Origin of the sequence: Gorillibacterium timonense (assembly GCF_001457415.1) — a bacterium.
GTDB lineage: Bacteria > Bacillota > Bacilli > Paenibacillales > NBRC-103111 > Gorillibacterium > Gorillibacterium timonense.
In genome coordinates, this window is record NZ_LN881722.1 from 65834 (window position 1) to 90461 (window position 24628).

General features: G+C 48.5%; 20 protein-coding genes and 1 pseudogene. 15 read left to right on the forward strand and 6 right to left on the reverse strand.

The window, feature by feature from the left end; all coding sequences use genetic code 11:
- The first annotated feature begins 40 nt into the window (after window positions 1-40).
- From BN2684_RS04915 to BN2684_RS23820, 5 genes and pseudogenes are all read left to right on the forward strand, one after another.
- Entirely contained in the window at window positions 41-1258 is a 1218-nt protein-coding gene (locus tag BN2684_RS04915; protein ID WP_058301571.1) for a GTP-binding protein, read from the forward strand.
- Entirely contained in the window at window positions 1255-2316 is a 1062-nt protein-coding gene (locus tag BN2684_RS04920; RefSeq protein ID WP_058301067.1) for a CobW family GTP-binding protein, read from the forward strand. Before BN2684_RS04915 ends, BN2684_RS04920 begins: the two co-directional genes overlap by 4 nt.
- Before the next feature lie 435 nt (window positions 2317-2751).
- A complete protein-coding gene (locus BN2684_RS04925) occupies window positions 2752-3621 on the forward strand; it encodes a helix-turn-helix domain-containing protein (RefSeq protein WP_058301068.1) in 870 nt (289 codons plus the stop codon).
- Window positions 3622-3810: 189 nt separating this feature from the next.
- Entirely contained in the window at window positions 3811-5391 is a 1581-nt protein-coding gene (locus BN2684_RS04930) for an ABC transporter ATP-binding protein (protein WP_058301069.1), read from the forward strand.
- Window positions 5392-5478: 87 nt separating this feature from the next.
- Window positions 5479-5769, forward strand: a pseudogene (locus tag BN2684_RS23820) (GNAT family N-acetyltransferase); the annotation flags it as partial.
- A gap of 76 nt (window positions 5770-5845) precedes the next feature.
- On the opposite strand, the gene BN2684_RS04935 reads toward BN2684_RS23820, so the two are convergent.
- From BN2684_RS04935 to BN2684_RS04950, 4 genes are all read right to left on the reverse strand, one after another.
- On the reverse strand, window positions 5846-6253 hold the full coding sequence (locus BN2684_RS04935) for a type II toxin-antitoxin system death-on-curing family toxin (RefSeq protein ID WP_058301070.1): 408 nt from the start codon (window positions 6251-6253) through the stop codon (window positions 5846-5848).
- On the reverse strand, window positions 6250-6513 hold the full coding sequence (locus BN2684_RS04940; RefSeq protein WP_058301071.1) for an AbrB/MazE/SpoVT family DNA-binding domain-containing protein: 264 nt from the start codon (window positions 6511-6513) through the stop codon (window positions 6250-6252). The genes BN2684_RS04935 and BN2684_RS04940 overlap by 4 nt, the downstream gene beginning before the upstream one ends.
- Window positions 6514-6657: 144 nt before the next feature.
- The gene (locus tag BN2684_RS04945; protein WP_058301072.1) at window positions 6658-7242 is read right to left on the reverse strand and encodes a hypothetical protein; all 585 of its coding nucleotides are present in this window, start codon (window positions 7240-7242) and stop codon (window positions 6658-6660) included.
- 86 nt (window positions 7243-7328) lie between these two features.
- Complete coding sequence (locus tag BN2684_RS04950; protein ID WP_058301073.1) at window positions 7329-7949, reverse strand: sensor domain-containing protein; 621 nt, start codon at window positions 7947-7949, stop codon at window positions 7329-7331.
- A gap of 317 nt (window positions 7950-8266) precedes the next feature.
- On the opposite strand from BN2684_RS04950, the gene BN2684_RS04955 reads away from it, so the two are divergent.
- The 3 genes from BN2684_RS04955 (at window position 8267) to BN2684_RS04965 (ending at window position 12992) form a co-directional block, all read left to right on the forward strand.
- Complete coding sequence (locus BN2684_RS04955; RefSeq protein WP_148449889.1) at window positions 8267-12349, forward strand: S-layer homology domain-containing protein; 4083 nt, start codon at window positions 8267-8269, stop codon at window positions 12347-12349.
- A gap of 22 nt (window positions 12350-12371) precedes the next feature.
- Entirely contained in the window at window positions 12372-12551 is a 180-nt protein-coding gene (locus BN2684_RS04960) for a hypothetical protein (protein WP_058301075.1), read from the forward strand.
- Window positions 12552-12773: 222 nt separating this feature from the next.
- Window positions 12774-12992 carry a hypothetical protein gene (locus BN2684_RS04965; protein WP_082651766.1) on the forward strand — a complete coding sequence of 73 codons (219 nt, stop codon included), beginning with the start codon at window positions 12774-12776 and terminating at the stop codon, window positions 12990-12992.
- A gap of 229 nt (window positions 12993-13221) precedes the next feature.
- Here the strand turns inward: BN2684_RS04965 and BN2684_RS04970 are convergent, their stop codons facing one another.
- Together BN2684_RS04970 and BN2684_RS04975 are read right to left on the reverse strand one after the other, a co-directional pair.
- Window positions 13222-14379 carry a cystathionine gamma-synthase gene (locus tag BN2684_RS04970; RefSeq protein WP_058301077.1) on the reverse strand — a complete coding sequence of 386 codons (1158 nt, stop codon included), beginning with the start codon at window positions 14377-14379 and terminating at the stop codon, window positions 13222-13224.
- Window positions 14380-14392: 13 nt separating this feature from the next.
- A complete protein-coding gene (locus tag BN2684_RS04975; RefSeq protein WP_058301078.1) occupies window positions 14393-15754 on the reverse strand; it encodes a pyridoxal-phosphate dependent enzyme in 1362 nt (453 codons plus the stop codon).
- Between the two features lie 390 nt (window positions 15755-16144).
- Between BN2684_RS04975 and BN2684_RS04980 the strand changes: the two genes are divergently transcribed.
- The 7 genes from BN2684_RS04980 to BN2684_RS05010 all read left to right on the forward strand — a co-directional run bounded on the left by BN2684_RS04980 (window position 16145) and on the right by BN2684_RS05010 (window position 24593).
- A complete protein-coding gene (locus BN2684_RS04980; RefSeq protein ID WP_058301079.1) occupies window positions 16145-17335 on the forward strand; it encodes a M20 family metallopeptidase in 1191 nt (396 codons plus the stop codon).
- 119 nt (window positions 17336-17454) lie between these two features.
- Complete coding sequence (locus tag BN2684_RS04985) at window positions 17455-19167, forward strand: peptide ABC transporter substrate-binding protein (RefSeq protein ID WP_159065763.1); 1713 nt, start codon at window positions 17455-17457, stop codon at window positions 19165-19167.
- 100 nt (window positions 19168-19267) lie between these two features.
- Window positions 19268-20209, forward strand: a complete 942-nt coding sequence (gene opp3b / locus BN2684_RS04990) for an oligopeptide ABC transporter permease (protein WP_058301081.1) — start codon at window positions 19268-19270, stop codon at window positions 20207-20209.
- Window positions 20210-20223: 14 nt separating this feature from the next.
- Complete coding sequence (gene opp3C, locus BN2684_RS04995; protein WP_392388998.1) at window positions 20224-21249, forward strand: oligopeptide ABC transporter permease; 1026 nt, start codon at window positions 20224-20226, stop codon at window positions 21247-21249.
- A gap of 13 nt (window positions 21250-21262) precedes the next feature.
- Complete coding sequence (locus BN2684_RS05000) at window positions 21263-22327, forward strand: ABC transporter ATP-binding protein (protein WP_058301083.1); 1065 nt, start codon at window positions 21263-21265, stop codon at window positions 22325-22327.
- Window positions 22324-23298 (forward strand): ABC transporter ATP-binding protein, encoded by a 975-nt coding sequence (locus BN2684_RS05005; RefSeq protein WP_058301084.1) that lies wholly within the window; start codon window positions 22324-22326, stop codon window positions 23296-23298. The genes BN2684_RS05000 and BN2684_RS05005 overlap by 4 nt, the downstream gene beginning before the upstream one ends.
- A gap of 194 nt (window positions 23299-23492) precedes the next feature.
- Window positions 23493-24593, forward strand: a complete 1101-nt coding sequence (locus BN2684_RS05010) for a phosphodiester glycosidase family protein (protein WP_234340170.1) — start codon at window positions 23493-23495, stop codon at window positions 24591-24593.
- Window positions 24594-24628 lie beyond the last annotated feature (35 nt).

Sequence of the window (24628 nt, forward strand, 5' to 3'; positions counted from 1 at the left end):
GGCGGGACATATGAAGAACGAACACATGAAAGAAGAACGCATGAAGGAAGATCGTATTCCCGTAACCGTGCTGTGCGGTTACCTCGGCTCTGGCAAAACGACGCTGCTCAACCATGTGCTGAACAATCGCGAAGGCTTGCGGGTGGCCGTGATCGTTAATGATATGAGTGAAGTGAATGTCGATGCGGCTCTTGTCCGCTCCGGGTCTAACCTTTCACGGACCGAAGAAAAGCTCGTCCAGCTCTCCAACGGCTGCATCTGCTGCACCCTGCGCGCTGACTTGCTTGAAGAAGTGAAGCAATTGGCTGAGCAGAAGCGATTCGACTATATCTTGATCGAATCTACTGGGATTGCCGAACCGCTGCCTATTGCCCAGACGTTCTCGTACCGGGATGAAACGGGCCAGATCGACCTGACCGATTATTGCCGGCTCGACTGCATGGTAACGGTAGTGGATGCTTATAGCTTCTGGCAAGATTTTTCCTCCGGGGAAAGCTTGCTGGAAAGGTCTCAGGCAACCAGCGAAAACGACACTCGCGATGTAGTCGATCTGCTGATCGACCAGATCGAATTTTGCGATGTTCTGGTGTTGAACAAATGCGACCGCCTGTCGGAACAGGAGCTGCTGGAGCTGGAGGCTGTACTCCGGGCGCTGCAGCCGCGGGCCAAGCTGGTTCGCAGTGTGTACGGAAAAATCGATCCCCAGGAGATTCTTCACACCGATTTGTTTGATTTCGAGACAGCCAGCACATCGGCGGGCTGGATGCGTGAATTGGAGAACGAGCATGTTCCGGAGACCGAGGAGTATGGTATCGGGTCCTTCGTCTATCGGCGCAGACGGCCGTTTCATCCCGAGAGGTTGTATCACTTCTTTGAGGACTGGCCCGAAGAGGTCGTTCGCTCCAAAGGCTATTTGTGGATTGCGACGCGGACTGACATCGCAGCGTCCATCGGCCAGGCAGGACCATCGATTCAATTCGGGCCAGCAGGCTACTGGGTAGCCTCCCTCTCTTCTCCCGAGAGGGAAGAGGTGCTTCGGGATAATCCGGAGGTTCTGGAAAATTGGGACTCCCGTTGGGGAGACCGCATTACCGAGTGGGTGCTCATCGGTATCCAACTGGATCGCGAGGGGATCACTGCTGAACTGGATAAGTGTTTGCTTACAAATGCCGAGATGATGGAGGACTGGAGCTCCTTTGCCGATCCGCTGCCTGCTTGGCCGAATCTTGAATCGGCGAAGGAGGAGATCGGCAAATGACGGAACATAGCCTCGATATGAGCGCCCCCGTCCCCATTATGGTCCTGTCGGGATTCCTCGGCAGTGGCAAGACAACACTGTTGACCCGCATGCTGGAGGAAACGAAAGCCGCAGGGCTGAAGCCCGCTGTCATCATGAACGAGATCGGAGAGATCAGCTTGGACGGAGCCATGGTCCAAGCTGAGGTGCCCATGACAGAGATCATGGATGGCTGTATCTGCTGCAGCGTACGTGGAGAGTTGGCGCTGGCGATCAAATTGCTTATTGAGGAGCATGCGCCAGATATCGTCATTGTTGAAGCAACCGGTTTAGCCAACCCGGTAGAGATTATCGAGTCCATAACCGATACTTCGCTGATCATGAACACGGAGTTGCGCAGCATAGTCACGGTCATTGGCGCGGATCACTTCTTCGCCATGATGGGAGGCAGCGGAGCTAAAAAGGCTTCCCGCGCCACGCTGGCGCTTCTGGAGGATCAAGTACGAGTGGCCAACCGTTTGATTCTGAACAAGACCGATTTGCTATATCCCGATCAGCTCTTCCTCGTTCATGAGCAAATCCGCTTGTGGAATGAAAGTGCCCAGGTTTTCCAGACGAGCTATGCCGAGATTTCCATTGATGAACTGATCGATAGGGGAGCGGAAGCGCCTAATTGGGAGGAGGAAAAGGTCATCGCGGGGGACCAAGGTGACGATGATACCTGTCTTAGGCATCCGCATCACGACCATGTTACGGTCTTTACTCATAAGCTGAGCGGCCCGATTAAACGGAGCCATTTTCAGCGCTTTATCGCCGAATTGCCTGCCGAAGTCTATCGTTCCAAGGGACTCGTCACCTTTGAAGGCAAAGAAGAGGAGCGGCAGCTATTCCAGTATTCCTATCGCGAGGTATCCTTGACCAAATTGCTTCCTCGCAAATCGATTCCGGATGTGCTGGTCGTGATGGGCGAGGGGATCTCTCGCACGAAGCTGGCTCAAATGATGCTTCAGCTTGAAGGAAATCTTCCGAGGACGGTAAGGACGGGTAAAATCATGAGGGAAAATCTGCCTCATTCCTGAATCAGAAAACGGGTTATCGCGATCGTAAGCTGCTGGAGAAGATGGGACTGATCGTCAAGCAGCGGCTGGACAGGCAGTCACTACCAGCTCTTCCGAGAAGACGATCACCTACAGGCGATATGACTTAAATGCGGCCAATGCTGGGGCGTTCGACCGACTGAGCGTTCGTCATAGAGCCGTGCTCGCCTCAAGGGAACCGGGTCGTGATTAGGCCTCTTCCTCACCTCCATAAAAAACCACAACTCCCAGAGTTGTGGTTTTTTATGCGTTACTCATGATGAGCTTGCCATTATGGGCAAATCACCCGTCTCATGCTATTCGACCTTTTCATCGGTTTGCACCCACGCTCTAGTCGATATATCGTAATTAACTCAAATTCAAATGAATATTTCTGGTAAGATAATGTCATATATGAGAATTTGAAAGGAAAACACTATGGAAAACAATAATATCGGAAAAATTTTCAGGAAAATTCGGTTGGGGAGACAAATGTCATTAAAAGAGGTTTCAGGTCAGTCCTTATCGTTATCTTTTATTTCAAAATTTGAAAGAGGGGAAACGGAAATCTCTTTATCGAGATTTCTACTTCTGCTCGATCAGCTGAACGTGAACATTGATGAATTTGTTAAGATCCATCAAGTAGAGAATCCAAGCGAAGTTGATATATTGATGCGTGAAACAGCCAATGCATTTTTCAATAATAATGTGCAAATGTTAAAAAAAATCGAAGAGAATGAATTAATGAAGTGGGAAAAAACAGCTAAGAAGCAATACTACTATAATTCTATAATGGTTGCTGCATTTGCTTCTGAGGTTTCTGGAGAGAAATTGAGTAAATCCAAAACACAAGATCTATCGGACTATCTATTTGGCGTTGAATATTGGGGGAAGTACGAACTGATGATTTACGGAAATTCAATAGGGGTTCTTCCAATAAAAACGACTGTATTATTAACGAATGAACTTATCAATAGAACGATACTATTTGGCACAGTAGAAGAAAACTATAGAGCCAGGATAGGATTACTAATAAATTCCATTCACGCATGTTTACTACATAATGATCTAATCAATGCAGAGCGATTCTTAGGAGTTATAAGAGAAATGAAGCTAGGCGATCTACTACTCTATGAAAAATGTGAGTACAAATTTGCTTATGGAATTTACTTAATTAAATGTGGAGATATAAGCATCGGAAAACAGAATGCACAGGATGCACTGCAAGTTCTAAGGGTATTGAATTCAACTAATTTGCTAATGGCTCGTGAGGAAATTCTTAAAAACGCATTGAGTTCTCATATATGACAAGTTTTATAAAATGGATTGAAGCTCCTATAAGATGATGACATGAGAGATGAACCCCATCTGATCGTGTCATTATTTTTTTGGAGGGGAGGACGAGATTTGGTTTGTTCTAGAATAGCTTGGCCCTCTTTTCTTTGGGATCGAGAACATGGAGCTAACGACATTGGATGAATAAAGGGGAGATTTGGGATGATCAAATCCATCAAACGATTTAAATATGAAAACATTTTTTTGATAGTCTGTCTTATCGGATTATCAGTTGTGCAGGTACTGACCTCGTTGATTCATACCTTTGCTTTTGACTCTTTGCTGGGTGGAGGTATACGACATTTCATTTATTGGTATCTATTTTGCTTAGGGTTGTGGGTCGTGCTGCTCCTGTGCAATTATTTAATTAGAATTTACCAAACCAAGTTAATTCAAAAAATGTCGACCGAGATCCGCAAAGACATGTTACAGCGTGTGGAAAACCTTTCATTTGATGAATTTCATAAGAGTGGAACAGGAGATTATACTTCAAGATTAAGCAATGATGTAACGGCAATTGAAACATCCGGATTTAAAAGCTTATACAATCTTATAAGCACCGCAAGCATTACGATCTTTTCTTTAATCGCTCTGTTACAATTTAGTGGATATATTATGATCACAACGGTTGTACTAACGGTCATGATTTCATTGGTCCCCAATTTGTTTAGCAAAAAGGCAAATAAATCAATGCTGCAGCTATCAGAAGCAAACGAATCCTTTATCAGCAAACTACAGAATATTCTAAATGGCTTTAGTGTGTTGTTCTTTTCAAATGGCACAAGTAAAATGAAAGACTTTATCGGAAAATACTCGGAAGAACTAGGTAATGAAAAGGTAAATTATTCAAGGACAACAGGTGCGATTACTTTTTTTATTTCATTAATAAGCGTTATTTCTCAATTAATTATCTTCGTCTTAACTGGATACCTTGCTTCAATAGGCATAGTCTCGTTCGGTACAATTACTTCAACAGGAAGTATTGCCGGAAATGTGTTTAGTTCATTAACCCAATTTAATAGTAATGTTGTTCAAATTAAATCCGTCTATTCCATTTTCAAAAAATTTCAATTTCGTTCAAGTGAAGAAACAAACTCACCTTTCAAATTGGAAAGTAGTTTCGAAAGCATTGCTCTTGATGATGTTGGTTATAAATACGATGAAAATGAAGTGCTAACGAATATAAATATTTGCTTTGAAAAAGGAAAAAAGTATGCAATCACTGGAGTTAGCGGAAGTGGTAAATCTACGCTTATGAATATCTTGCTTGGAACAAAGAAGGATTACACCGGATCAGCCAAGCTGAATGGAATTGAAATAAATACAATTTCGGATGATTGCCTCCATCAATACATTGGATTTATTGATCATAAAAACTACATTTTCAACGGCACCCTATCCGATAATATTGCATTATGGAGAGATTATCCGGATGAGGAAATGATGGATGCTGTAAGGCACGCAAACGTAGCTGAAATCGGATGCATTGATGAAGAGATTGGAAACGGCAAAAGACTTTTATCAGAAGGACAAAAGCAACGAATTGCTATAGCAAGGGCTCTTATTCAAAAGAAGCCCATCCTCATTATTGATGAAGGGACAGCAAATCTTGATCAAAAAAATTCGGAGGGAATCGAAAGAGAATTACTTTTGAACCCCAACTTAACCATGATCATGGTAACTCATCACTTAAATAACAACCTAAGAGACTTGTACGATGACATAATCACTCTTCATTCCTGAAAAGGAAAGAATCCATTCTATTATCAGAAAAGCGACCTTAATCGGTCGCTTTTTCTTTCCCATTACACGAATGATAGAGTAGTCCAGGCTTCCACGTTGGTTTTTGATAAGGAAACGGGTAAGCTCATTGCCAATTGCCGCCTTTGTTTACAGGACAACATAGCAGCAGTTTACAGTATCGGGGTTGTACCGGCTCATAGAGGAAGAGGATTGGCTACGCGCATGTTGCAAAGAGCCTTGACGAGTCTAAAGGGGAACTATCCCTTATTAAGGTTGTATGTGATGGAAGGGAACGATGCGGAATCGGTGTATTGGAATCTTGGTTTCATGCCTGGAGTACAGGAAATTGAAAACATGTATATTCCTGCGAACCAGTAGCCGAGAATCATCTGGGGTTCCATATTTAGCATTAGAAAGACCACCTTAACGGGTAGTCTTTCTGCTTTAGATTCCGTTAGCACTCCGTTATTTTGATGCAATGTGCTTGAATGACTGAGGTTAATTCCTGGAATCTATACTTATGGATTACCATATCCACGGTGAAGTCCTCGGCCTTCTTTGTATCCATTATGAAATACAGGCCATTATAGCGCAAAAATAGGACAAGTGCCGTAAAAGCAGTACGTTTGTTGGCGTTGTGGAAGGGATGGTTTTGCCCCAGTGATTCAAATAATGCGGCTGCCTTTTCGAATAGGGTCGGGTATGCATCTTCCTCAAAAGCCGAGGATTGAGGCCGATAAACGGCAGATTCAAGCATTCCAGGGTCTTTGACCCCAACCTGTTCACCCGGACTATAGCGCTGAATCATGGCAAGGTTAATGGCAATGACTTCTTGGGCGGATAAATAGCGGGTTAAGCTCATCTGTCTTTGAGACCGTGTAACGTCTGATCATACAGGTTAATTACATCTGCCAGGGAGTCCATAAAATCTTCACTAATTCCTTGGGGCAAGGAGACTTTCGTTGATTTCTTAATAATGATTTCTCCGGTAGATGGATTTACATCGATGCTGACCGTATCGCCTTGATCGAGTCCAATTTGTTTTAAAGCGTCCGTCATCGTTATACCTAGACTGTTACCAAACTTCGTCACTTTTCTTTCCATCCCAATCATCCTGTCCATTGAAATTCCTCCTTACCATCATATTCAATTGTTATAACAATTATACATGTCTTGGCCCATGAATCAATTTTAAGACATAATGGAGCTTTGCACTTCAGTTCCGCTTGCTTGGGAGGAGAGAGGAGGACAAGCATCCCAATATGCTTATCTCGTCCCTTGAAATGTCTGGTAGCTCTTAAATATGGCTTCGATTCGTTTTTGGTGTTGACTGAAATAGTCAAGGGTCATGATGCCCCGCACCCGATATTCAATTTGTCGGTCACTGTTGATTACGTACATCTCAATTAAAACTTTTTTGTCTAGAGGTTCAATGAAATAGCTGGCGATTTCTCCGCTGTCCAGCGTAAGCGGCCTAGCGTAGGTTAATGGCGGGGATGTGTCTTTATCGTATGGGTGACCAGAGGCCTCGATCAACGTCCCTTCGCCTTCAGAAATGAGGGCCGGGGAAAAGTTAGTCTGTCGTTCTCTGAGATTCCAATTCGAAGGATATTTGATACTGTAACCGTAAAAGTCATCTGTGAACGTTACCCGCTCCGTATTATCGATTTCAGCATCGTCATCGGCAGGCACAACAAGAAGATAAGCAAAGTCCTCTGTATCAAAGCCATTCACTTGGTCTGACTTAGCCGCTACGCTCACTTGATCCGACTTTGTCGTAAGAGGAACGTCACAACCAGCAAGGAGAAGAAGGGAAATGCAGAGTGTGAGGATAAACGTAAAGATTCTCATGCCTTTGGATCGGTCTCCTGTAAACTCTCAGATAAACTCATATAAGCTATTATACATAGGACATCCTTATCATGTAAGTGATGAGATTATGCGCGTGCTACCAATTGCACCCATGAGGCATACAAGCGTCCAAGCCCTTTCAAAACCAAGGGTAACAGGAGGACCATTACCAAGCCAATGCCAGCGGCGGCCCATGAACGCTCAGAGGAGGACAGGTCTGGTAGAAGGAAGAGGAGAGAGGAATCGTACGAGAACAGATCGAAGGAAAAGAAGCGGTCGCTCACCCAGTAGGCGATTGGAGAAAGCAAGATACCGAAGGCGGTAGCGGGCAGAACGACAGCAAGGGTAAATCCGGTAATGCCAATGGGAAGCTGAGCTACACTGTAGAGCAATCCGCGGTAGGTCTGGCTTTGCCCCAGTAGTGAGAAGAGAGACCTCCATCCGCCCCATTGAAAAGGTACGGATGCTTCAGCAGGTTCAGGTTTGAGCTCCTCATCACGTATCCAGTTACTCACCGCCGATTGTTCATTCTTCATCATTCTGGAGCAGGCAGCAAGGGTTGCAGCCAACAACGGGATTCCGATCCAGACGATGATGAGCGGCAAACTCACACATATTCCCGTAATCGCAATAACAAATGCCACAATTCCTTTTGGCAGGGATAACATGAGAAGGGTCCAAGATTGCAGAGTACTTTGTTTTTTCATCGCTAAACGCCCCTTTATTGAAGTCTATTCTAGGATAGATGATTAGGAGGGCAGGGGAAAGGTTCTGAGGATTGGGAGATCCCCCGACCTTGGTCCAGAATTCATTCACGATAACGAATATCCCACAGCCTTCGTTCCCCATAGGACGATATACGATTTCCTGTACGCATGTAGAGGGATCGGCGAATCGGTACGGCCGATTTGAACATCATCTAGACACGCCGGTGCTTGGGTGCAGATGATCCGTATAGAAAATAATGGAATCGTATAGTATCATAAAAATTGCTAGAATACAAAAAATGTTAGGGGCCGCTTTCATGAAAAAGAGGATGAAACGTTTATTAGTTGGGATGGTATTGCTTTTGCTGTTCAGTTCACTTGAGGCTGCAGTGGTTCCTGTAGCCCGTGCAGAATCGTTAGCGGCTACTACGGAGCTTTCTCTCCCCGGAAATTTGACGGACTGGCTGTTGGATGAAGATGCGGGCTATATTTATGCAATCTCTAGCAAGGATAATTCCCTGTATTTCATTAGACTCAGCGATTTTACGGTCGAAAAAACGCTGAATGTAGGATCTAACCCGATTTATCTTGCAAGAGATGGGCAGTCTCTGCAGATTGCGCTCTCCGGAGCGACCCTAATCAAGACGGTTAATCTCTCCACTCAACAAATTTCGGACACGATTCAGACAAGCGCAGTACCTGACTCGGTAGCTGCTACTGCCAATCATCTTTTCTATGGAACGAATGATGGGAAAATATACAAGTACGACAAGACCGCCCGAACGAGCAGCCTCTTGTTCAGCGCTTTTTCGAATGATGATGTGGCTCTCGCCGTAGATGAGCAATCCCATACGCTTTATGTTGGCAAATTGTCCTCTTATGGCGGATTAACGGCTGTCAGCACGGAGACCGGAGCAATCCTGAGTCGGGACATTGATGATGACAAGGAGATTGGCGGGTTTTCTTTATCGCTCAAGCATATTTTTATGGATGATCAGTCCGTATACTTTGGCGGGCATCAGTTCAATAAAGACAACTTGATGGAGACCACGGGCACTTATGCAAGAATGTTGAATGATTATACCTCTCTCGAATCGGTTATATTGGCTGTTTCAGACTCCTATGTGCTTACTACGCAAGGGGTTTACGATAAGGATACTTATACTCCCTTGGTGGACTTTCCCTCCGACAAAAAGTTCGCCTTGCTCGACTCGAACGGCCATGCCTATCTTGCGGGCGTAGCGAACTCATTTTATGATGCCAATAAGATCGACAGAATCGATCTTGTGATCCCGCAGAGGGCAACCGTTGCCTTTACCAAGGATGCCTATTCGATCAAAAGCGATCAAGCGATCACCAATTGGGCCACGACGGATCACTCCCCCTACCTCTACGCCATTGTGGCAAGCACAAATGAGCTTGTCGTTATCCGTAAGGACGATATGAGTGTAGCAAGCAAGATGTTTATTGGTTCTAGCCCGAGTAAAATTAAGATTTTTGACAACAAGATCTATATCATCTATGAAGGTGAGAATCATATCAAGGTCATGGATCTGCATGACGGCCTTCCATCAGATGGAGCAGCAACCCAGATTACCACAAAACACTATCCACTTGATGTCTATCCGGATACTAACAGTCGGATCTTGTATAATGGCGGGGTCTTTAACGGCGGTATTCAAGTGACTTCAGCGGTCTATACCTCTGTTCAGGATGCCGTATACCATGAACAAAGTACAGGAATTTATTATCCTGACCGCTACACGTTAGACGCTGACCAACAAGTTCTCTATGGCGGGGATTCGTATTCTATATACAAATACAGCAGCACAAATTTTGAATTGATTGAAAAAGTCGGTGCACAAAGCGGCTATTATTATTCGGATATTATCCTCGATGAAAATAATCTGTATTATGGGAACCTCAGGCTCGATGCGAACCACATCTCCACCCTATACGGAACCTATCCAGAAAAGATTATTTATGCACGCGGCAGTCTCGTGTTCAGCAATAGTTCCGTCTATGACAGAGACAGCCTCACGAAAATCAGTGATCTGTTTATGTTTATTGATCATGCCTATGTTGGCGGAGATCAAGCCCTATTCGTTTCGACGAATAATCGGCTGTTTAAATTCAATAGTTTGGAAGAATTGACCACGGTCATGAATAAGAACCGCTTACCCTCTCATGCGGTTTTCGTGGATGAAAATTTGACCTCCGGTACGATTGATGGGTACCTGACCTTTGAACCGCCGGTCGAACAAGAAGGGATTACGGGGTACGACGCGTACTACCTTGATCGGAATGGCAATCAACTTAATCAAGTAACGATCTATAAGAACACGGAATTATCAACGGACTCCCAATTCGTTTATGATCTCTATCATTCGGTCCTGCCTGCGGGAGCCGTAAGCATTGGGCTGTATCCGGTCATTTGGCATGAAGGGAGTGGCAGTAAGCGCACACTGGATATTCATATCTCCGTTCCGATTTATGATGCGCCTGACTATCTGCCAGTAGATCTAACCGTGACCGATACCAATGCAGATATCTTCAAATTCGCCGGTACCGTAACCTGGAAGCCGGGTGCGATTGAACTGCCAGGTGCCCGCTATTCCTTATATTTCGTTGATGAAGAGGGTGCGGTTGGAGCTGCATTAGACGTTGTGAACGGTGGGAAAAAAGCCTATTCGGTTACATTTCCAGAGAAGGATGTTCCGAAAGAAGCTATTGGAATCGGTATTTTTGTAGAAAATGATGAATTTGAATCGCCCTTCTACAGCCGTGCACTATTAAAAGATAAAGTGACGCCGGATATCCCGCTATCCTCCATTACCGTGTACAAGAATTTGGTTAAAGTGGATCAGGTCGTCGTGAATAATCTGTTACCTGGAGATTATGTACGAGTTTACAATGGAACAGGAACCTCTCTCCTGGGGGTAGGAAACGTCGGCTCGGACAAGAACACCGTTACGATTCTGATCGGTAATCTTGGGCGTTCAGGGGATAACATTATTCTAACCCGTCAAGCACCTCACAAAATGGAAAGCGCGGGAACGATGGTCGTGATTCCTCCTGTAACGGATGATAGCGGCGGCGGAACCGGCGGTGGCGGTGGAATCGGCGGCGGTGGCGGTGGCGGTTTTGGAGGAGGCATCCCGAACCTGTCCGGCATTTCTGATGAAGCCAAGCTATCGACGATAATCAAGGAAAACACCGATGGAACCCATTCGTCTTTAACGGAAGTGACATCGGCCTTTATTTCAAAGGCAATAACGGCTTCCGACTTTGCCAAAAACCCGGTGATCACGATCAAGGCGGATGAACAAGCGGTAGTTCAAAGCAGTCAATTCCAGATCGATACAAGTTCAATAACAAGCATCCGCAATCAATCAAAGGAAGCCATATTGCTTCTGGAATCCACATGGGGCAAGCTTCAGATTCCAGTGAATGCCTTATTCTCGTCGCTTTCTAAGGACAACGGCTCGGAAAAGAAGGTCGTCATTACGATCTCTCAAGCCGCGAGCACCTATAAAGCCAAATTAAGTGCTCAGCTCAAGAGATCAACCAGTGTTCTGTTGGGAGGTCCTGTCGATTTTGAAGTTAAGTTGACCGGAGGCAGCCAAGAACGCATTCTTTCAAGTTTCTCTGATTATGTTGGCCACGTGATGAATTTCAACGTACCCAAAGAAGCGAATGCCGTCTATACAGGGTTAACCTATGATCCGATCTCGCAGACATACGTCCCGGTTCCAACTACTTGGGAATGGAAGGATGGTTCTTTACAGGTTACACTGAAGCGTAAGGGGAATTCTATCTATACCGTTGTTCAAAATCAAGTTGAGTTTAATGATTTAACTAACAGCAATCCGTATAAAGACAGCATCTTGGCGTTAGCGAATCGAAAGGTTATCAATGGCTATTCGGATGGAAGTTTTAAAGCGGAATCGGTTGTTACACGTGCCGAATTTGCTGTTATGCTCAATCGAGCTTTAGGCATTCTTCCTAAGCAGACGGCCTCGCAAAACTTTACGGATGTTAAGGATGGGGCATGGTATGCAGTTCAAGTAAATGCAGCTGTCGATGCGGGTTTGATTAACGGTTTTCCAGATGGCACTTTTCGCCCAAATCAAGAAATTACGCATGAAGAGCTGCTTGTTATGCTGGTAAATGCCATTAAATATGCCGGAACGGACACCGATCTAACGAAAACCTCTTCGGCAAAGTTCCCTGATAAGCTTCCGGATTGGGCTAAACCCTATTATGCTTCTGCCTTGGCTTATGATCTATTGCCGACGAACAGCCCCTTCCACTTCCAGTCGGGTAAGAAAACACAGCGCCAAGAAAGTGCATGGCTGTTGTACCAATTCATGAAGGTATTGAGGCTGACAAACGGATAGATCAGGAGAGGGTGAAACTTAAATGACAGCGAATTGGTGGTTAGCCCTCATCATCATGGTTGTGTTAAACGGCATTGTGGCATGGACTTTGCTTACAGGGCTAGAGCCCGTAAGTCGGAGGGCCAAGAAGTGGATGTTTATCGTCGTGAATGGGATTGGGCTCGTTCTCGCGGTCTCTCAGTTTTTCTGGATGGAGTTTTAACGTGGCTTCGAAAAAAAGCGACCGATGTTCGGTCGCTTTTTGCATGCTCTATCGGGCGATGAAAACAACCATTCGGTTGATCGGAACGAGTGGCCTTTCGTGAGCTGCTACAAGGGGAGAAAGAGGTGATGTGATAATTATCACAGAAAACTTTTGCTTCCCTTCTCAATAATAACGCTAGTGGCTTTACCGCAGAGAACAGATGGCAGGGAGGCAGAGAGTGTGGCGGTCCGTCGTGGAGCTATGGAGCAAGATTATGTGATTGAACGTGTACGAGAATTGTTTCCATGCCGGGTTTTATGGAGCGAAGGGCGTCCATGCCTGGAGTATACAAGTACAGAAGAGCTGACGAAAATCTCTGATTACGTAAAAGCAAACTTTGAAGTCGAGCTGCTGGATGTGTTTTTTACAGCGGTAGAAAGCCTTCCGGAAGAGAATTAGATTGTTCTGCGGGTAGAAGAACTTCTCTCTTGAAGGCCCGAATTTACTGAGGCGCATTGATCTCTCCGTTTCCACTCAAGATTGGTTTTCCAGTACAAAAAGGGACCTTCATCTCCACGTTTTCCGTGGCTTTGAAGATCCCTATGCGTGTTAGTCGGGACTTGCTCATCAACTGTGCTAACGCGTTTGGGACATCCCCTAGTTGTTAATGCTCGTAGGTTTCAACAGGTTAAATCTGCTGCAAAGCGTCTTCCAGGTCTCGGATCAAATCGGCGGTGTCCTCGATTCCGACGGATAGCCGGATCAAATTGTCGGAGATCCCGATTTGCTCCCGGGTTTCTTTCGGGATGGAGGCGTGGGTCATGACAGATGGGATTTCCACTAGACTTTCCACACCTCCGAGGCTTTCAGCCAAGGAGAATAGCTTTGTAGCAGCCGACACTTTGACCGCTTCTTCCGAACCGCCTTTGACCAAGAAGGAGACCATTCCACCGAAATTCGTCATCTGCTCCTTGGCAATGTGGTGATTTGGATGGGAGGGTAACCCTGGGTAGTAGACCTTATCCACCTTGGGATGCTGCTCCAGAAATTCGGCTATCGCTCGGGCGTTCCTACAGTGCGCGTCCATTCGGACGGATAAGGTTTTTAGTCCCCGCAGCAGGAGGAAGGAATCAAAGGGAGACAGCACGGAGCCGATGGCGTTCTGCAGAAAACGGATTCTCTCCGTCCATTCGTCATTGCGTCGGGCTACCACGACACCGGCAATCACATCGGAATGCCCGTTCAAGTATTTGGTGGCCGAGTGGACGACAAGATCGAAGCCAAGGGTGAGCGGCCGCTGCAAATAGGAAGAGGCAAAGGTGTTGTCGCAGACGCTGATCAGGTTGTGCTTTGCCGCAAGGCCGGCGATTTTCTTCAAATCGACGATCTTGAGAAGCGGATTGGTCGGCGTTTCCACCCAAATGAGGCGTGTATTGTCGCGAATCTGGTTTTCTAGCAAATCCAGGTCCGTCATGTCCACATAAGTGATTTCGAGATCGTGAGACTCTCGTTTTACCTTGTCCAGCAGTCGGAAGGTTCCTCCGTACAGATCGTCGCTCGCGATGATGTGGGAGCCCTTCTCCAGCAGGTCGATCACGACGGATTCCGCCGCCAGGCCGGAGGCAAAGGCGAAGCCGGCTTCTCCTTCCTCCAGGGTGGCGAGGCAGGATTCGAGAGCAGTTCGGGTCGGATTTCCGCTTCGGGAATATTCGTACCCTTTGTGCCGACCCGGCTCCTCCTGAACAAAGGTGGACGTGGCATAGATCGGCGTGATGATGGCTCCTGTAGCCGGATCGGGCTCCTGACCCGCATGTATCGATTTGGTAGTAAATCCGTAACCGCTCATGATTGTCCTCCGCTCATTTTAATTTTCTGCGCAGATAATGGATATAGTCCGTCTTGGTGATCACACCGTAAAATTCGTTATTCTTCGTGACGATGACAAGCAGCCCTTCCTTCAAAATTCCGATCACTCGGGACAATTCAGCTTCGAGCGGGACGGACACAATGTCCTTGGACATATAGGTTTCGACCGGTTCTTTCAAAATCGCTTCGTCCCCGTCTTCAACCGCCGTCAAGATGTCCCACTCGTCGATGATCCCCACAACCTTGGAATCCCGCACCACGGGGATTTGCGAAATTTCGTAGAGGCTCATTTTGGAGTGAGCGTTCAGCAAGGAATCATCCGGCTTTACGGTGATGACGCTACGCTCGGAGTACTTGCGCGTAATGATATCGTCGAGTCCGCCTGCCGTTTCCTTCTCGATCAATCCGCGATCGATCATCCAAAAATCGTTGAACATCTTCGTCAAATACTTGTTGCCGCTGTCGCAAACAAACGTCACGATGTTCTTCGGCTGTGTCTGTTCTCGGGCATACTTCACAGCCGCGCTGATCAGCGTTCCGCTGGATGAACCCGCCAGGATTCCCTCTTTGCGCAACAAGGTCCTTGCGGCATCGAAGCTTTCCTTGTCGCTGACCGCATAGGCCCGCCGAATGAGCGTGGAATCGAATTGATGCGGCACAAAATCTTCCCCGATGCCCTCAACCAGCCAGCTTCCGGCCTGCGGCAACGGCTTTCCTTCCACATAATCCGCCAATATCGAGCCTTCGGGATCGGCCAGTACGATCTCCAGATCGGGTTTGACTTTCTTGAAATAATCGGTGAGCCCCTTCAGCGTTCCGGCGGAACCGACGCCGACGACAATCGCATCCACGTTATGCCCGGTCTGTTCCCAGATTTCCGGTCCTGTTGTTTTCTCGTGAGCCAGCGGATTCGCCGGATTATTAAACTGGTTAACGAAGTAGGAGTTGGGGGTTTCTCTCGCAATCCGCTCTGCGTAATCCTGATAGTACTCGGGGTGGCCCTTCTCCACATCCGAGCGGGTGAGCACAATTTCGACTCCGAGAGCCTTGAGGTGATGAATTTTCTCTGTGCTCATCTTGTCCGGAATGACCAGGATCAGCTTGTAGCCTTTGGTGATGGCGGCGAGCGCCAACCCAAGTCCGGTATTTCCCGCCGTCGCTTCGACCAGAGTATCCCCCGGCTTGATTTTGCCTTCCTTCTCCGCCTGCTCGATCATGGATAATCCGATTCGGTCCTTAATGGAACCGCCGGGGTTCTGATTTTCCAGCTTTAGAAACAGGCGGCTTGCCCCCAAGTCGAAACAGTTGACCTCGATCAGCGGGGTGTTCCCGATCAAATCGATCGTTGTCTTCACCTTGTTACCTCCTTATTTTCCGGCAATGAAGCCGCAGTAAATCAATGGATGAACACCAAATAACCCCACAACGAGTGGAGAGCTTTAAAAACCGATAAAAAATACTTGTATAGTATGAATAATGGAATTATATGACACGATCTTAATGCTGTCAATATACGAGATCGGGAAGGAAAAAATGCCGCTGTGAAACGAGTTTGGCAGATTTTTATTGACAATTTTTTCGATGTGCCCTAGAGTGTAAGGTAATTTAAAATACAAGGTAATCCAATAGGGCTACTCATCAAATAAGCTCCTTTTTTTGGGGCTAAATCCGAGTAAGTAGACAGGAATTATAAGTGTATGCCCGATCGATTGAAAAAACTCTTTTACTTGAAAGGTGAGGATAGGATGAGCACGATTCTGGAGGGCAGGCAAGAGCGAATCAAACAAAAGATCGAGGCTAATAAGTCGCTGTATATTGAAACGAGCCATTCGATTCACGCCAATCCGGAGATCGGCAACCAGGAGCACTTCGCTTCCCAGACGCTTACCCGACTTCTCGAAGATGCCGGCTTTGAGGTCACGCGGAATGTCGCTGGCCATGAGACCGGATTCGTTGCCCGTAAAGGTTCGTCTAAGCCAGGGCCAAAGATCGGTTACTTGGCGGAATATGATGCTCTCCCCGGTCTCGGCCATGCCTGCGGGCACAATCTGATCGGAACCATCAGCACGGCGGCGGCGATCGCATTATCGCAGATTACGGAAGAGGCGGGCGGCGATGTCTATGTATTCGGAACACCGGCCGAAGAGGGAGGACCGGGCGGCAGCGCCAAGGGCAGCTTCGTGAAGCATGGGTTGTTCGAAGGGATCGATGTCGCCTTGATCATCCATCCCTCCGGAGAAACGAGATTGACCACACCCAGCCTGGCTGTAGACCCGCTAGATTTTCATTTCTACGGAAAAGCGGCCCATGCTTCCGGCGCACCGGAGAAGGGAATTAACGCTCTCGATGCAGTGCTGCTCCTATTCAACGGAATCAATGCGTTGCGCCAGCAGCTTCCGACCGACGTGCGCATTCACGGCATTATCACACATGGCGGCGATGCGCCCAATATTATCCCCGAATATGCTTCTGCCCGCTTCTTTATTCGGGCAAGCACATGGGCTAGCACGGAAGAGGTTTCAGCGAAGGTTCGAAAGATTGCGGAGGGTGCGGCATTGGCGACTGGAAGCACCGTAAAAATTGAAAGATTCCAAAACGAGATAAAGGACATTGTCATCAACCGGACGCTGGACGAAGTTGTCGGCAGAGAACTCGAGCAGCTCGGTGAGACCTTGATTCACGAGGAGAGACGGGGGATCGGTTCCACAGACGCCGGGAATGTCAGCCATGTGATTCCAACCTCCCATGAATACATAAAGATCGGACCGGATGACCTCATTGCCCATACGCCTGAATTCCGGGAAGCGGCGGGCTCCAGCAAAGGAGACGAAGCGCTGCTCACGGGAGCCAAAGCGCTGGCTCTGGCCGGACTTCAACTGATCGAGAACCCCGATCTGCTGGCTCGGGTGAAAGAGGATTTTGCACACAATCACTGAGGAATGTTTGGACGGGAAATTACTTTTTCAAGGGGGCAGCGAACATGACTTGTTGAAGATCCGATGAGTTCGAATCGTGATCAGGAACGTTAAATATGGGACATGAAGGGATGAGTATCATGAGGAACAAATGGAAGCTGAATGTGCTGTTGAGCTTGGTCGTAGTCGTATCGCTCGCGGGGTGCTCCTCCAAGAAAGCCGAAACCGCGTCGCCTTCCGCAGGCGCAACTGCAGCGGCAACTTCGGCGGCAACGGCTGCTCCCGCTTCTCCGAGCAAGGCGCCTGTACCGCAAGAGCTAAACTGGATCATTGCCAATGAATTGCCTACCGCCGATTCCGTTAAATCCTACGACACGTTAAGCTCTTCGCAAATCGAAATCTTTGCCGAAGGGTTATACAAGATCGACGGAAGCAACAAAACGGTTCCCGTACTGGCCACCGGAGACCCTGTGATCAGCGCAGATGGCTTGACTTATACGATTAAGCTGCGGGATAGCTTGAAATGGTCCAACGGAGATCCTCTTACCGCCAAGGATTTCGTCTTCGCCTGGAAAAGGCTGTTTGATCCCAAAACAGCGGCGCAAAATGCGAGCACTTATTTTAACATCAAAAATGCGCAGGCGATCAACGAGGGCAAGAAAACGCCGGAGGAGCTGGGGATTGAAGCTGTCAGCGATACCGAGCTGAAGATTACGCTCGAATACCCGGATACCTACTTTACCGCTTCCTTGTCGTCGGTTAACCTCTTTCCGCAAAATGAGGCGTTTGTAACGGGGAAGGGCGAAACGTATGGAACAACAAGTGAGAACACGCTCGGCAACGGACCTTTTGTTCTGTCGGATTGGGATGGTACCGGGCTGAAATGGGCCTACAAGAAAAACGAGAACTATTGGGACAAGGACAACATCAAGCTGGACAAGATCAACATTCAGGTCGTGAAGGAAACCGGAACAGGGATTAACCTGTATGAGTCAGGCGCTGTCGATGTAGCGGCTCTATCCGGGGAGTACATCAGTCAATACATTAGCAACCCCGAATATCTGTCCGTTCTGACGTTGACGGATTCCAACCTGGAGTTGGGCATTAGCGCCAATAAGGCGCTGCAGAACGAGAACTTCCGCAAAGCGATTTCCCTGGTCATCAACCGGGAAGAGCTGGTGAACAACGTGCTGATCGACGGCTCCAAGCCGCTTACCGGGATCGTTCCTAAGGGGATTGCGGTTAATCCGGATACCGGCACGGACTTCTCGGATGAAGCGGGAGTGCTGGTCAAAACCGACGTCGAGGAAGGCAAGAAGTTATGGGAGCAAGCCAAGAAGGAGCTTGGGACGGACAAGGTAACCCTTGAGCTGGTGACGAGCGACACCGATACGGCTAAGAAAACGAGCCAGTATCTGCAGAGTCAACTGGAGACGAATTTGCCGGGCGTGACGATCGAGCTGAGCAACGTGCCTGCCAAAGTTCGTTTCGAGAAGATGATGTCCTACAAATTCGACCTGGCCCTTGGCGGCTGGACCGGCGATTTCGATCCGGTGAGTTATCTAAACTTGTTCTTCTCCACGTATGAACACAATCATGCCAAGTACAAGGATGCCACCTATGATGCGTATATCACCAAAATCAAGACCGAGGATGCGACGAATCCGCAAGTCCGCTGGAAGGATCTCCAGGAAGCTCAAAAGTATATTCTGAGCAAGGCGGTAGTGGCTCCCTTATACCAAGGCGCCTCCAACTATCTGGTCAAGTCCAAGGTGAAGGGCATTGTCACTCACAATTTGGGCACCCCATTGGAAATCACTCGCGCCTATATCGAGGAGGATTCCGCCAAGTAAAGAGTTGAACGCTAATGGAAGGGTAAAGTCTATTCGCGAATAGACTTTACCTTTTTCATGATGATTCAGGAGGGCTTCAGCAGCGGGGAGATGGGTTCGCATGACGAATTATTGCAAATTTATTGGAAAACGGGTCGGGTACATGCTGGTCACCTTATTCTTTATCAGCTCGATAACCTTCTTGTTGATGAACTTCTTGCCGGGCAGTCCTTACAATAACGAAGAGAAGCTGACCAACCAGCAGCGGCAGATCATGGATGAGAAGTATGGACTGAACAAACCGGTAACCGAACGGTATGCCACCTATATGTCGGGCATCGTCCGCGGCGACTTCGGCATCTCGCTGCAATTCAGCAATCAGCCTGTGGGCAAGCTGTTGTCCAAGCGCATTGGCCCCTCGCTTCAGTTGGGAATTCAGGCGATGCTGCTGGGAACGGTCGTCGGAATCGTGCTCGGAACGATCTCGGCTATGTATCAGAACAGTTTTACGGATACCTTTGCCTCTTTAACGGCCATCATCGGGCGTTCGATTCCCAACTTTGTTTTTGCGGTTCTGCTTCAGGCGATATTCGCCATCAGTTTAAAATGGCTGCCGATCGCCTTGTGGGACGACGGATTTCGATCCACCATACTGCCGACGATCGCTTTATCCATCTCGCCCATGGCGGATGCCGCCCGTTTTATCCGCACCGAAATGATCGAGGTGCTCAATAGCGACTATGTAGAATTGGCAAGAGCCAAGGGACAGAGCGAATGGCGGATGGCCTTTGTCCATGGCCTGCGAAACGCCTTGATTCCCTTGATCACCATACTCGGGCCCATGACCGTTGGCTTGATGACAGGCTCTTTGGTGGTGGAGAATATCTTCGCCATTCCGGGCATCGGCGAACAGTTTGTTAAATCCATCCTGACCAATGACTATGCCACCATCATGGGTGTGACACTGCTCTATTCCACGCTGCTTGTCGTTGTCATCTTACTCGTAGATATTCTCTACGGGATTATCGATCCGCGGATCCGGGTAGCGGGAGGAACATCATGAGCGAAGCAAACAGGATGGGACAGGCGCTTCCCGAGATTCCGGACTCTTATTTTGAGCCTTTAAGCAGCGACTACTTTTTGGATAATGAGAAAATATCCGCACCTTCCTTGTCCTTCTATCGGGATGGATGGAGGCGATTGAAGAAAAACAAAGCGGCTCTCGTATCGCTTTATATCTTATTGCTCATTGTCCTCATAGCGGTGGCATCGATCTGGTACTCTCCGCATGATCCGAATCTGCAAAATGTGCCGCATGCCAATTTACCGCCTCGCATTCCCGGGCTGGATATCAATGGGTTTAACGGGATGGCGAAGGTGGCGGGCAAATGGGTGAACAAGTACGAGCTTGCCCACGTTCCTCAAGGCGTACATTACTATTTTGGTACGGATGCATTCGGACGCGATTTGCTGTCGCGGATCTTGGCGGGTACCCGCATCTCCCTGTTGATTGCCGGGGTGGCTGCCCTATTTGATCTGGTCATTGGGGTAACCTACGGCTTGATCTCCGGCTGGAAGGGAGGGCGCACGGATAATTTCATGCAGCGCATCCTGGAGATTATCTCCGGTGTTCCGACCTTGGTTGTCGTGATTCTGATGCTCCTGTTTTTTAAGCCGGGGGCCATGTCGATCATCGTTGCCTTGGCCTTAACCGGCTGGATTACGATGGCGCGGGTGATTCGTGGACAAACCCTTAGGCTGAAGGGGCAGGAGTACATATTGGCAGCGAGGACGCTCGGCGTTTCCTCTCTGAATATTGCGGTGAAGCATATCATCCCGAATCTAAGCGGGATCATTATCATTCAGACGATGTTCACCATTCCCAGCGCGATTTTTTTCGAGGCGTTCTTGAGCTTCATCGGGATCGGAATGCGTCCGCCTCATGCGTCGCTCGGGACGCTGCTTAACGAAGGGTATAAAACGTTTCGATTTTTGCCCCATCTGATGTGGTTTCCCGCCGCCGTTCTCTGTGTGATCATGATTTCCTTTAACTTGCTGGCGGACGGGCTTCGGGATGCCTTCGATCCGAAGATGAAAGAGTAGGGGGCTGAAACGGATGGCGGAAACTTTATTGGAAATGAATGATTTGCATATATCCTTCCAAACGTTTGCCGGTAAGGTAAAGGCGGTACGAGGGGTGACCCTCGCTCTGCAAAAAGGGGAGACCCTTGCCCTCGTTGGCGAATCGGGTTCGGGAAAATCCGTAACCTGCAGGAGCATGATGGGGCTGCTCGCCAAAAATGCACAGGTGGAGGGCGGAGAAATCCTCTATCACGGGGAAGACCTGCTCGCCAAAAGCAATAAGGAAATGAAGCATATTCGTGGAAAAGAGATTGCGATGATTTTTCAGAACCCGATGACATCTCTGAACCCGACGATGACAGTGGGGAAGCAGGTGGCCGAGCCCTTGATTCTTCATCAGAAGCTGAGCAAGTCGGCTGCTAGGAAGAGAGCTTTGGAATTGCTGCAAGATGTAGGAATTCCCGACTGTGAGAAGCGCTTGAATGATTATCCTCATCAATTTTCCGGCGGTCAGCGGCAGCGGATCGTGGTAGCGATCGCACTTGCCTGCAACCCGGAGATCCTGATCGCGGACGAGCCGACAACGGCGCTCGACGTCACCATTCAGGCCCAAATTCTCGAATTGCTCAAGACCCTGCAGAATAAGGTGTCGACCTCTATCCTCTTCATCACGCATGATTTGGGAGTGGTGGCGAATGTCGCGGACCGAGTGGCGGTGATGTATGGAGGGAAGATCGTCGAGATCGGCCGGGTTGACGAAATCTTTTACAATCCTCAGCATCCGTATACATGGGGACTCTTGAGGTCCATGCCGACCGTGGACACCGGCGACGAAGACCTCTATGCCATCCCAGGGAGTCCGCCCGATCTCTTGGCGCCGCCCCCAGGGGATTTGTTCGCTTCGCGCAACCCCTATGCTTTAACGGTCGATGTTCATTATGAACCGCCCCTGTTTCAGGTGTCTCCGACTCACTTTGCCGCCACCTGGCTGCTGGATCCGCGTGCTCCGAAGATGGAAGTGCCTGAAGCGATTGCGGCCCGTCGACGTTATTTTCTGGCTAGAAACAGCGGTCTGATCAAAAAAGAGGGATTGACATGATGGAGAACAAACGTGAACTTTTACGGGTAGATGGCTTGAAGCAGGTGTTCAAGGCGGGCTCTGGTCGAGTTAAGGCCGTGGACGATATCAGCTTTTCGATTGGGGAAGGGGAGACCTTCGGTCTCGTTGGCGAGTCGGGATGCGGCAAATCGACGACGGGGAGGACGATCATTCAGCTATATCAGCCTACGGCGGGGCGTATCTATTATGATGGCGTGGATCTATCGACTCTTCATAGCAAAAAGCAATGGCTGCAGTTCCGGCGCGATGTCCAGATGATCTATCAGGACCCCTACGCTTCACTGAATCCGAGGAATAAGATCAAGGAGATTATTGCCGAAGGAATCGATGTTCACGGGCTGGCCAAGAATGCCGCAGACCGCAATCGTCAAGTCGCCGAGCTGCTCGAGACGGTAGGACTAAACCCGGATCATGCCAATCGTTATCCTCACGAGTTGTCAGGGGGTCAACGGCAGCGGATCGGCATCGCCCGCGCTTTGGCCGTGCAGCCCAAATTCATTATCTGTGACGAGCCCATATCCGCATTGGATGTATCCATTCAAGCCCAGATCGTAAATCTGCTGAAACGATTGCAAAAGGAGAAGCAACTAACGTATCTCTTTATCGCCCATGATCTCTCCATGGTCAAATATATCAGCAATCGAATCGCCGTGATGTATCGCGGGAAGATCGTTGAGCTTGGCCATGCAAAGGAGCTTTATCGCTTCCCTCTGCATCCCTATACGGAGAGCTTGCTATCGTCCATTCCTTATCCGGACCCGGATTATGAGAGTCAGAGAACTCGACTGGTCTTTCACCAATTGATTCAGACGGAGAGCAGCCAGCTTCATGAGGTGGTTCCTGGTCATTATGTCTATTGCGATACATCGGAAATACCATTTTATCAGAGAAAATATGAAGGGATGGTTTCCCATACCGCCTTGCAGACCGAAGTTCAACTGATCCGGTAAAACTTCGTTGCGGCAGCTTGATTCGGCTGCGGATGGCTAATCCCTCAAGAGAGACCCATGGGTCTCTTTTTTTCTCCCATTTAAGGATACCCTCTATTCACCATTGGTTTCCTTCTGTTTTCATTTAAGAAAAATTTAAGCTAGGCCTCCTATAATAAAAAACAGAGAAGAGCTTTAGGAGGAGTGACCTGCTCATGATGGTCAAAAAACGAAAATCGAGACGAAAGCTGCTGATCGGTCTTATCCTCTCCCTATCCATTATCGGTGCCATTGTCTACGGGTTGGCGGATCGCTATTTAATCAGGCATGTGGAAGTGGTCGTACAACCGAATACGATAACAAGGTTCGTCGATTCCGCGTCTACATCGACGTCTTCTTCGTCCTCATCCAGCCCAACGTCATCCTCATCGTCATCAACAGCTTCATCCGAGCCGACACCTACAACCGCGTCGTCATCAACGCCCACATCGGAGTCTGCATCCACAACCGCTGCCTCCCCTTCTGCTACTTCAACGGCAGCTGCGGACTCCGCGCAACAGGTCTCCTCCGACGATTGGAATTACAAGAGCGACTCCACTGAGATTGCGATCAAGAAGGTGGAGACCGGCAGCGGCTCGGACAAAGTCACCTACTATGTCGCCGATGTTCAGCTGAAGGACTCGTCTAATCTGCTGACGGCTTTTGCAGATAATGCCTACGGCCGCAATATTATCGAAGACACCTCGGTGATCGCTTCTGCGAACAAGGCGATATTCGCCATTAACGGCGATTATTACGGGTTCCGCAACGATGGGGTCATCATCCGGAATGGCACGCTCTACCGCAATAAACCGGCGCGTGAAGGGCTCGCCCTTTATAGCGACGGCACGATGGCCTCGTACGATGAAAAGGAGGTTTCGGCAGAAGAGCTGCTGGCCCAAGGGGTGACGAACACCTTCTCGTTTGGACCGGTGTTGGTGAAAGACGGCAAGGCCGTCCAAAACTTAACGAACGTCAAGATCGATAACAACATCGGCTACGGCACGATTGACGGAGCCAACCCGCGAACGGGCGTCGGCATGATCTCCGCCAATCATTATGTGTTCGTGGTCGTCGACGGCCGGCAGAAGAACTACAGCAAGGGGCTGACCCTCACCGAATTTGCCAAGCTTTTCGAAGACCTGGGGGCAAAGGAAGCCTACAACCTCGACGGCGGAGGCTCGTCTACGATGTATTTTAATGGCAGGGTCGTGAACAGCCCGGGAAGCAAGGGCAATGAGCGCGGCGTCAGCGACATCCTCTATATCGCGAAATGATCTTCCGAGCTGCAAGCGAACGATTCCGAAGGAGG

Coding starts and splice junctions, on each gene's coding strand:
- BN2684_RS04955 (WP_148449889.1), top strand. CDS start 8,267: ATGAAAAAGAGGATGAAACGTTTATTAGTTGGGATGGTATTGCTTTTG.
- BN2684_RS05000 (WP_058301083.1), top strand. CDS start 21,263: ATGGCGGAAACTTTATTGGAAATGAATGATTTGCATATATCCTTCCAA.
- BN2684_RS04950 (WP_058301073.1), bottom strand. CDS start 7,949: ATGAAAAAACAAAGTACTCTGCAATCTTGGACCCTTCTCATGTTATCC.
- BN2684_RS04970 (WP_058301077.1), bottom strand. CDS start 14,379: ATGAGCGGTTACGGATTTACTACCAAATCGATACATGCGGGTCAGGAG.
- BN2684_RS04925 (WP_058301068.1), top strand. CDS start 2,752: ATGGAAAACAATAATATCGGAAAAATTTTCAGGAAAATTCGGTTGGGG.
- opp3b (WP_058301081.1), top strand. CDS start 19,268: ATGACGAATTATTGCAAATTTATTGGAAAACGGGTCGGGTACATGCTG.
- BN2684_RS05005 (WP_058301084.1), top strand. CDS start 22,324: ATGATGGAGAACAAACGTGAACTTTTACGGGTAGATGGCTTGAAGCAG.
- BN2684_RS04920 (WP_058301067.1), top strand. CDS start 1,255: ATGACGGAACATAGCCTCGATATGAGCGCCCCCGTCCCCATTATGGTC.
- BN2684_RS04940 (WP_058301071.1), bottom strand. CDS start 6,513: ATGGACAGGATGATTGGGATGGAAAGAAAAGTGACGAAGTTTGGTAAC.
- BN2684_RS04930 (WP_058301069.1), top strand. CDS start 3,811: ATGATCAAATCCATCAAACGATTTAAATATGAAAACATTTTTTTGATA.
- BN2684_RS05010 (WP_234340170.1), top strand. CDS start 23,493: ATGATGGTCAAAAAACGAAAATCGAGACGAAAGCTGCTGATCGGTCTT.
- BN2684_RS04980 (WP_058301079.1), top strand. CDS start 16,145: ATGAGCACGATTCTGGAGGGCAGGCAAGAGCGAATCAAACAAAAGATC.
- BN2684_RS04945 (WP_058301072.1), bottom strand. CDS start 7,242: ATGAGAATCTTTACGTTTATCCTCACACTCTGCATTTCCCTTCTTCTC.
- BN2684_RS04935 (WP_058301070.1), bottom strand. CDS start 6,253: ATGAGCTTAACCCGCTATTTATCCGCCCAAGAAGTCATTGCCATTAAC.
- BN2684_RS04985 (WP_159065763.1), top strand. CDS start 17,455: ATGAGGAACAAATGGAAGCTGAATGTGCTGTTGAGCTTGGTCGTAGTC.
- BN2684_RS04960 (WP_058301075.1), top strand. CDS start 12,372: ATGACAGCGAATTGGTGGTTAGCCCTCATCATCATGGTTGTGTTAAAC.
- BN2684_RS04915 (WP_058301571.1), top strand. CDS start 41: ATGAAGGAAGATCGTATTCCCGTAACCGTGCTGTGCGGTTACCTCGGC.
- opp3C (WP_392388998.1), top strand. CDS start 20,224: ATGGGACAGGCGCTTCCCGAGATTCCGGACTCTTATTTTGAGCCTTTA.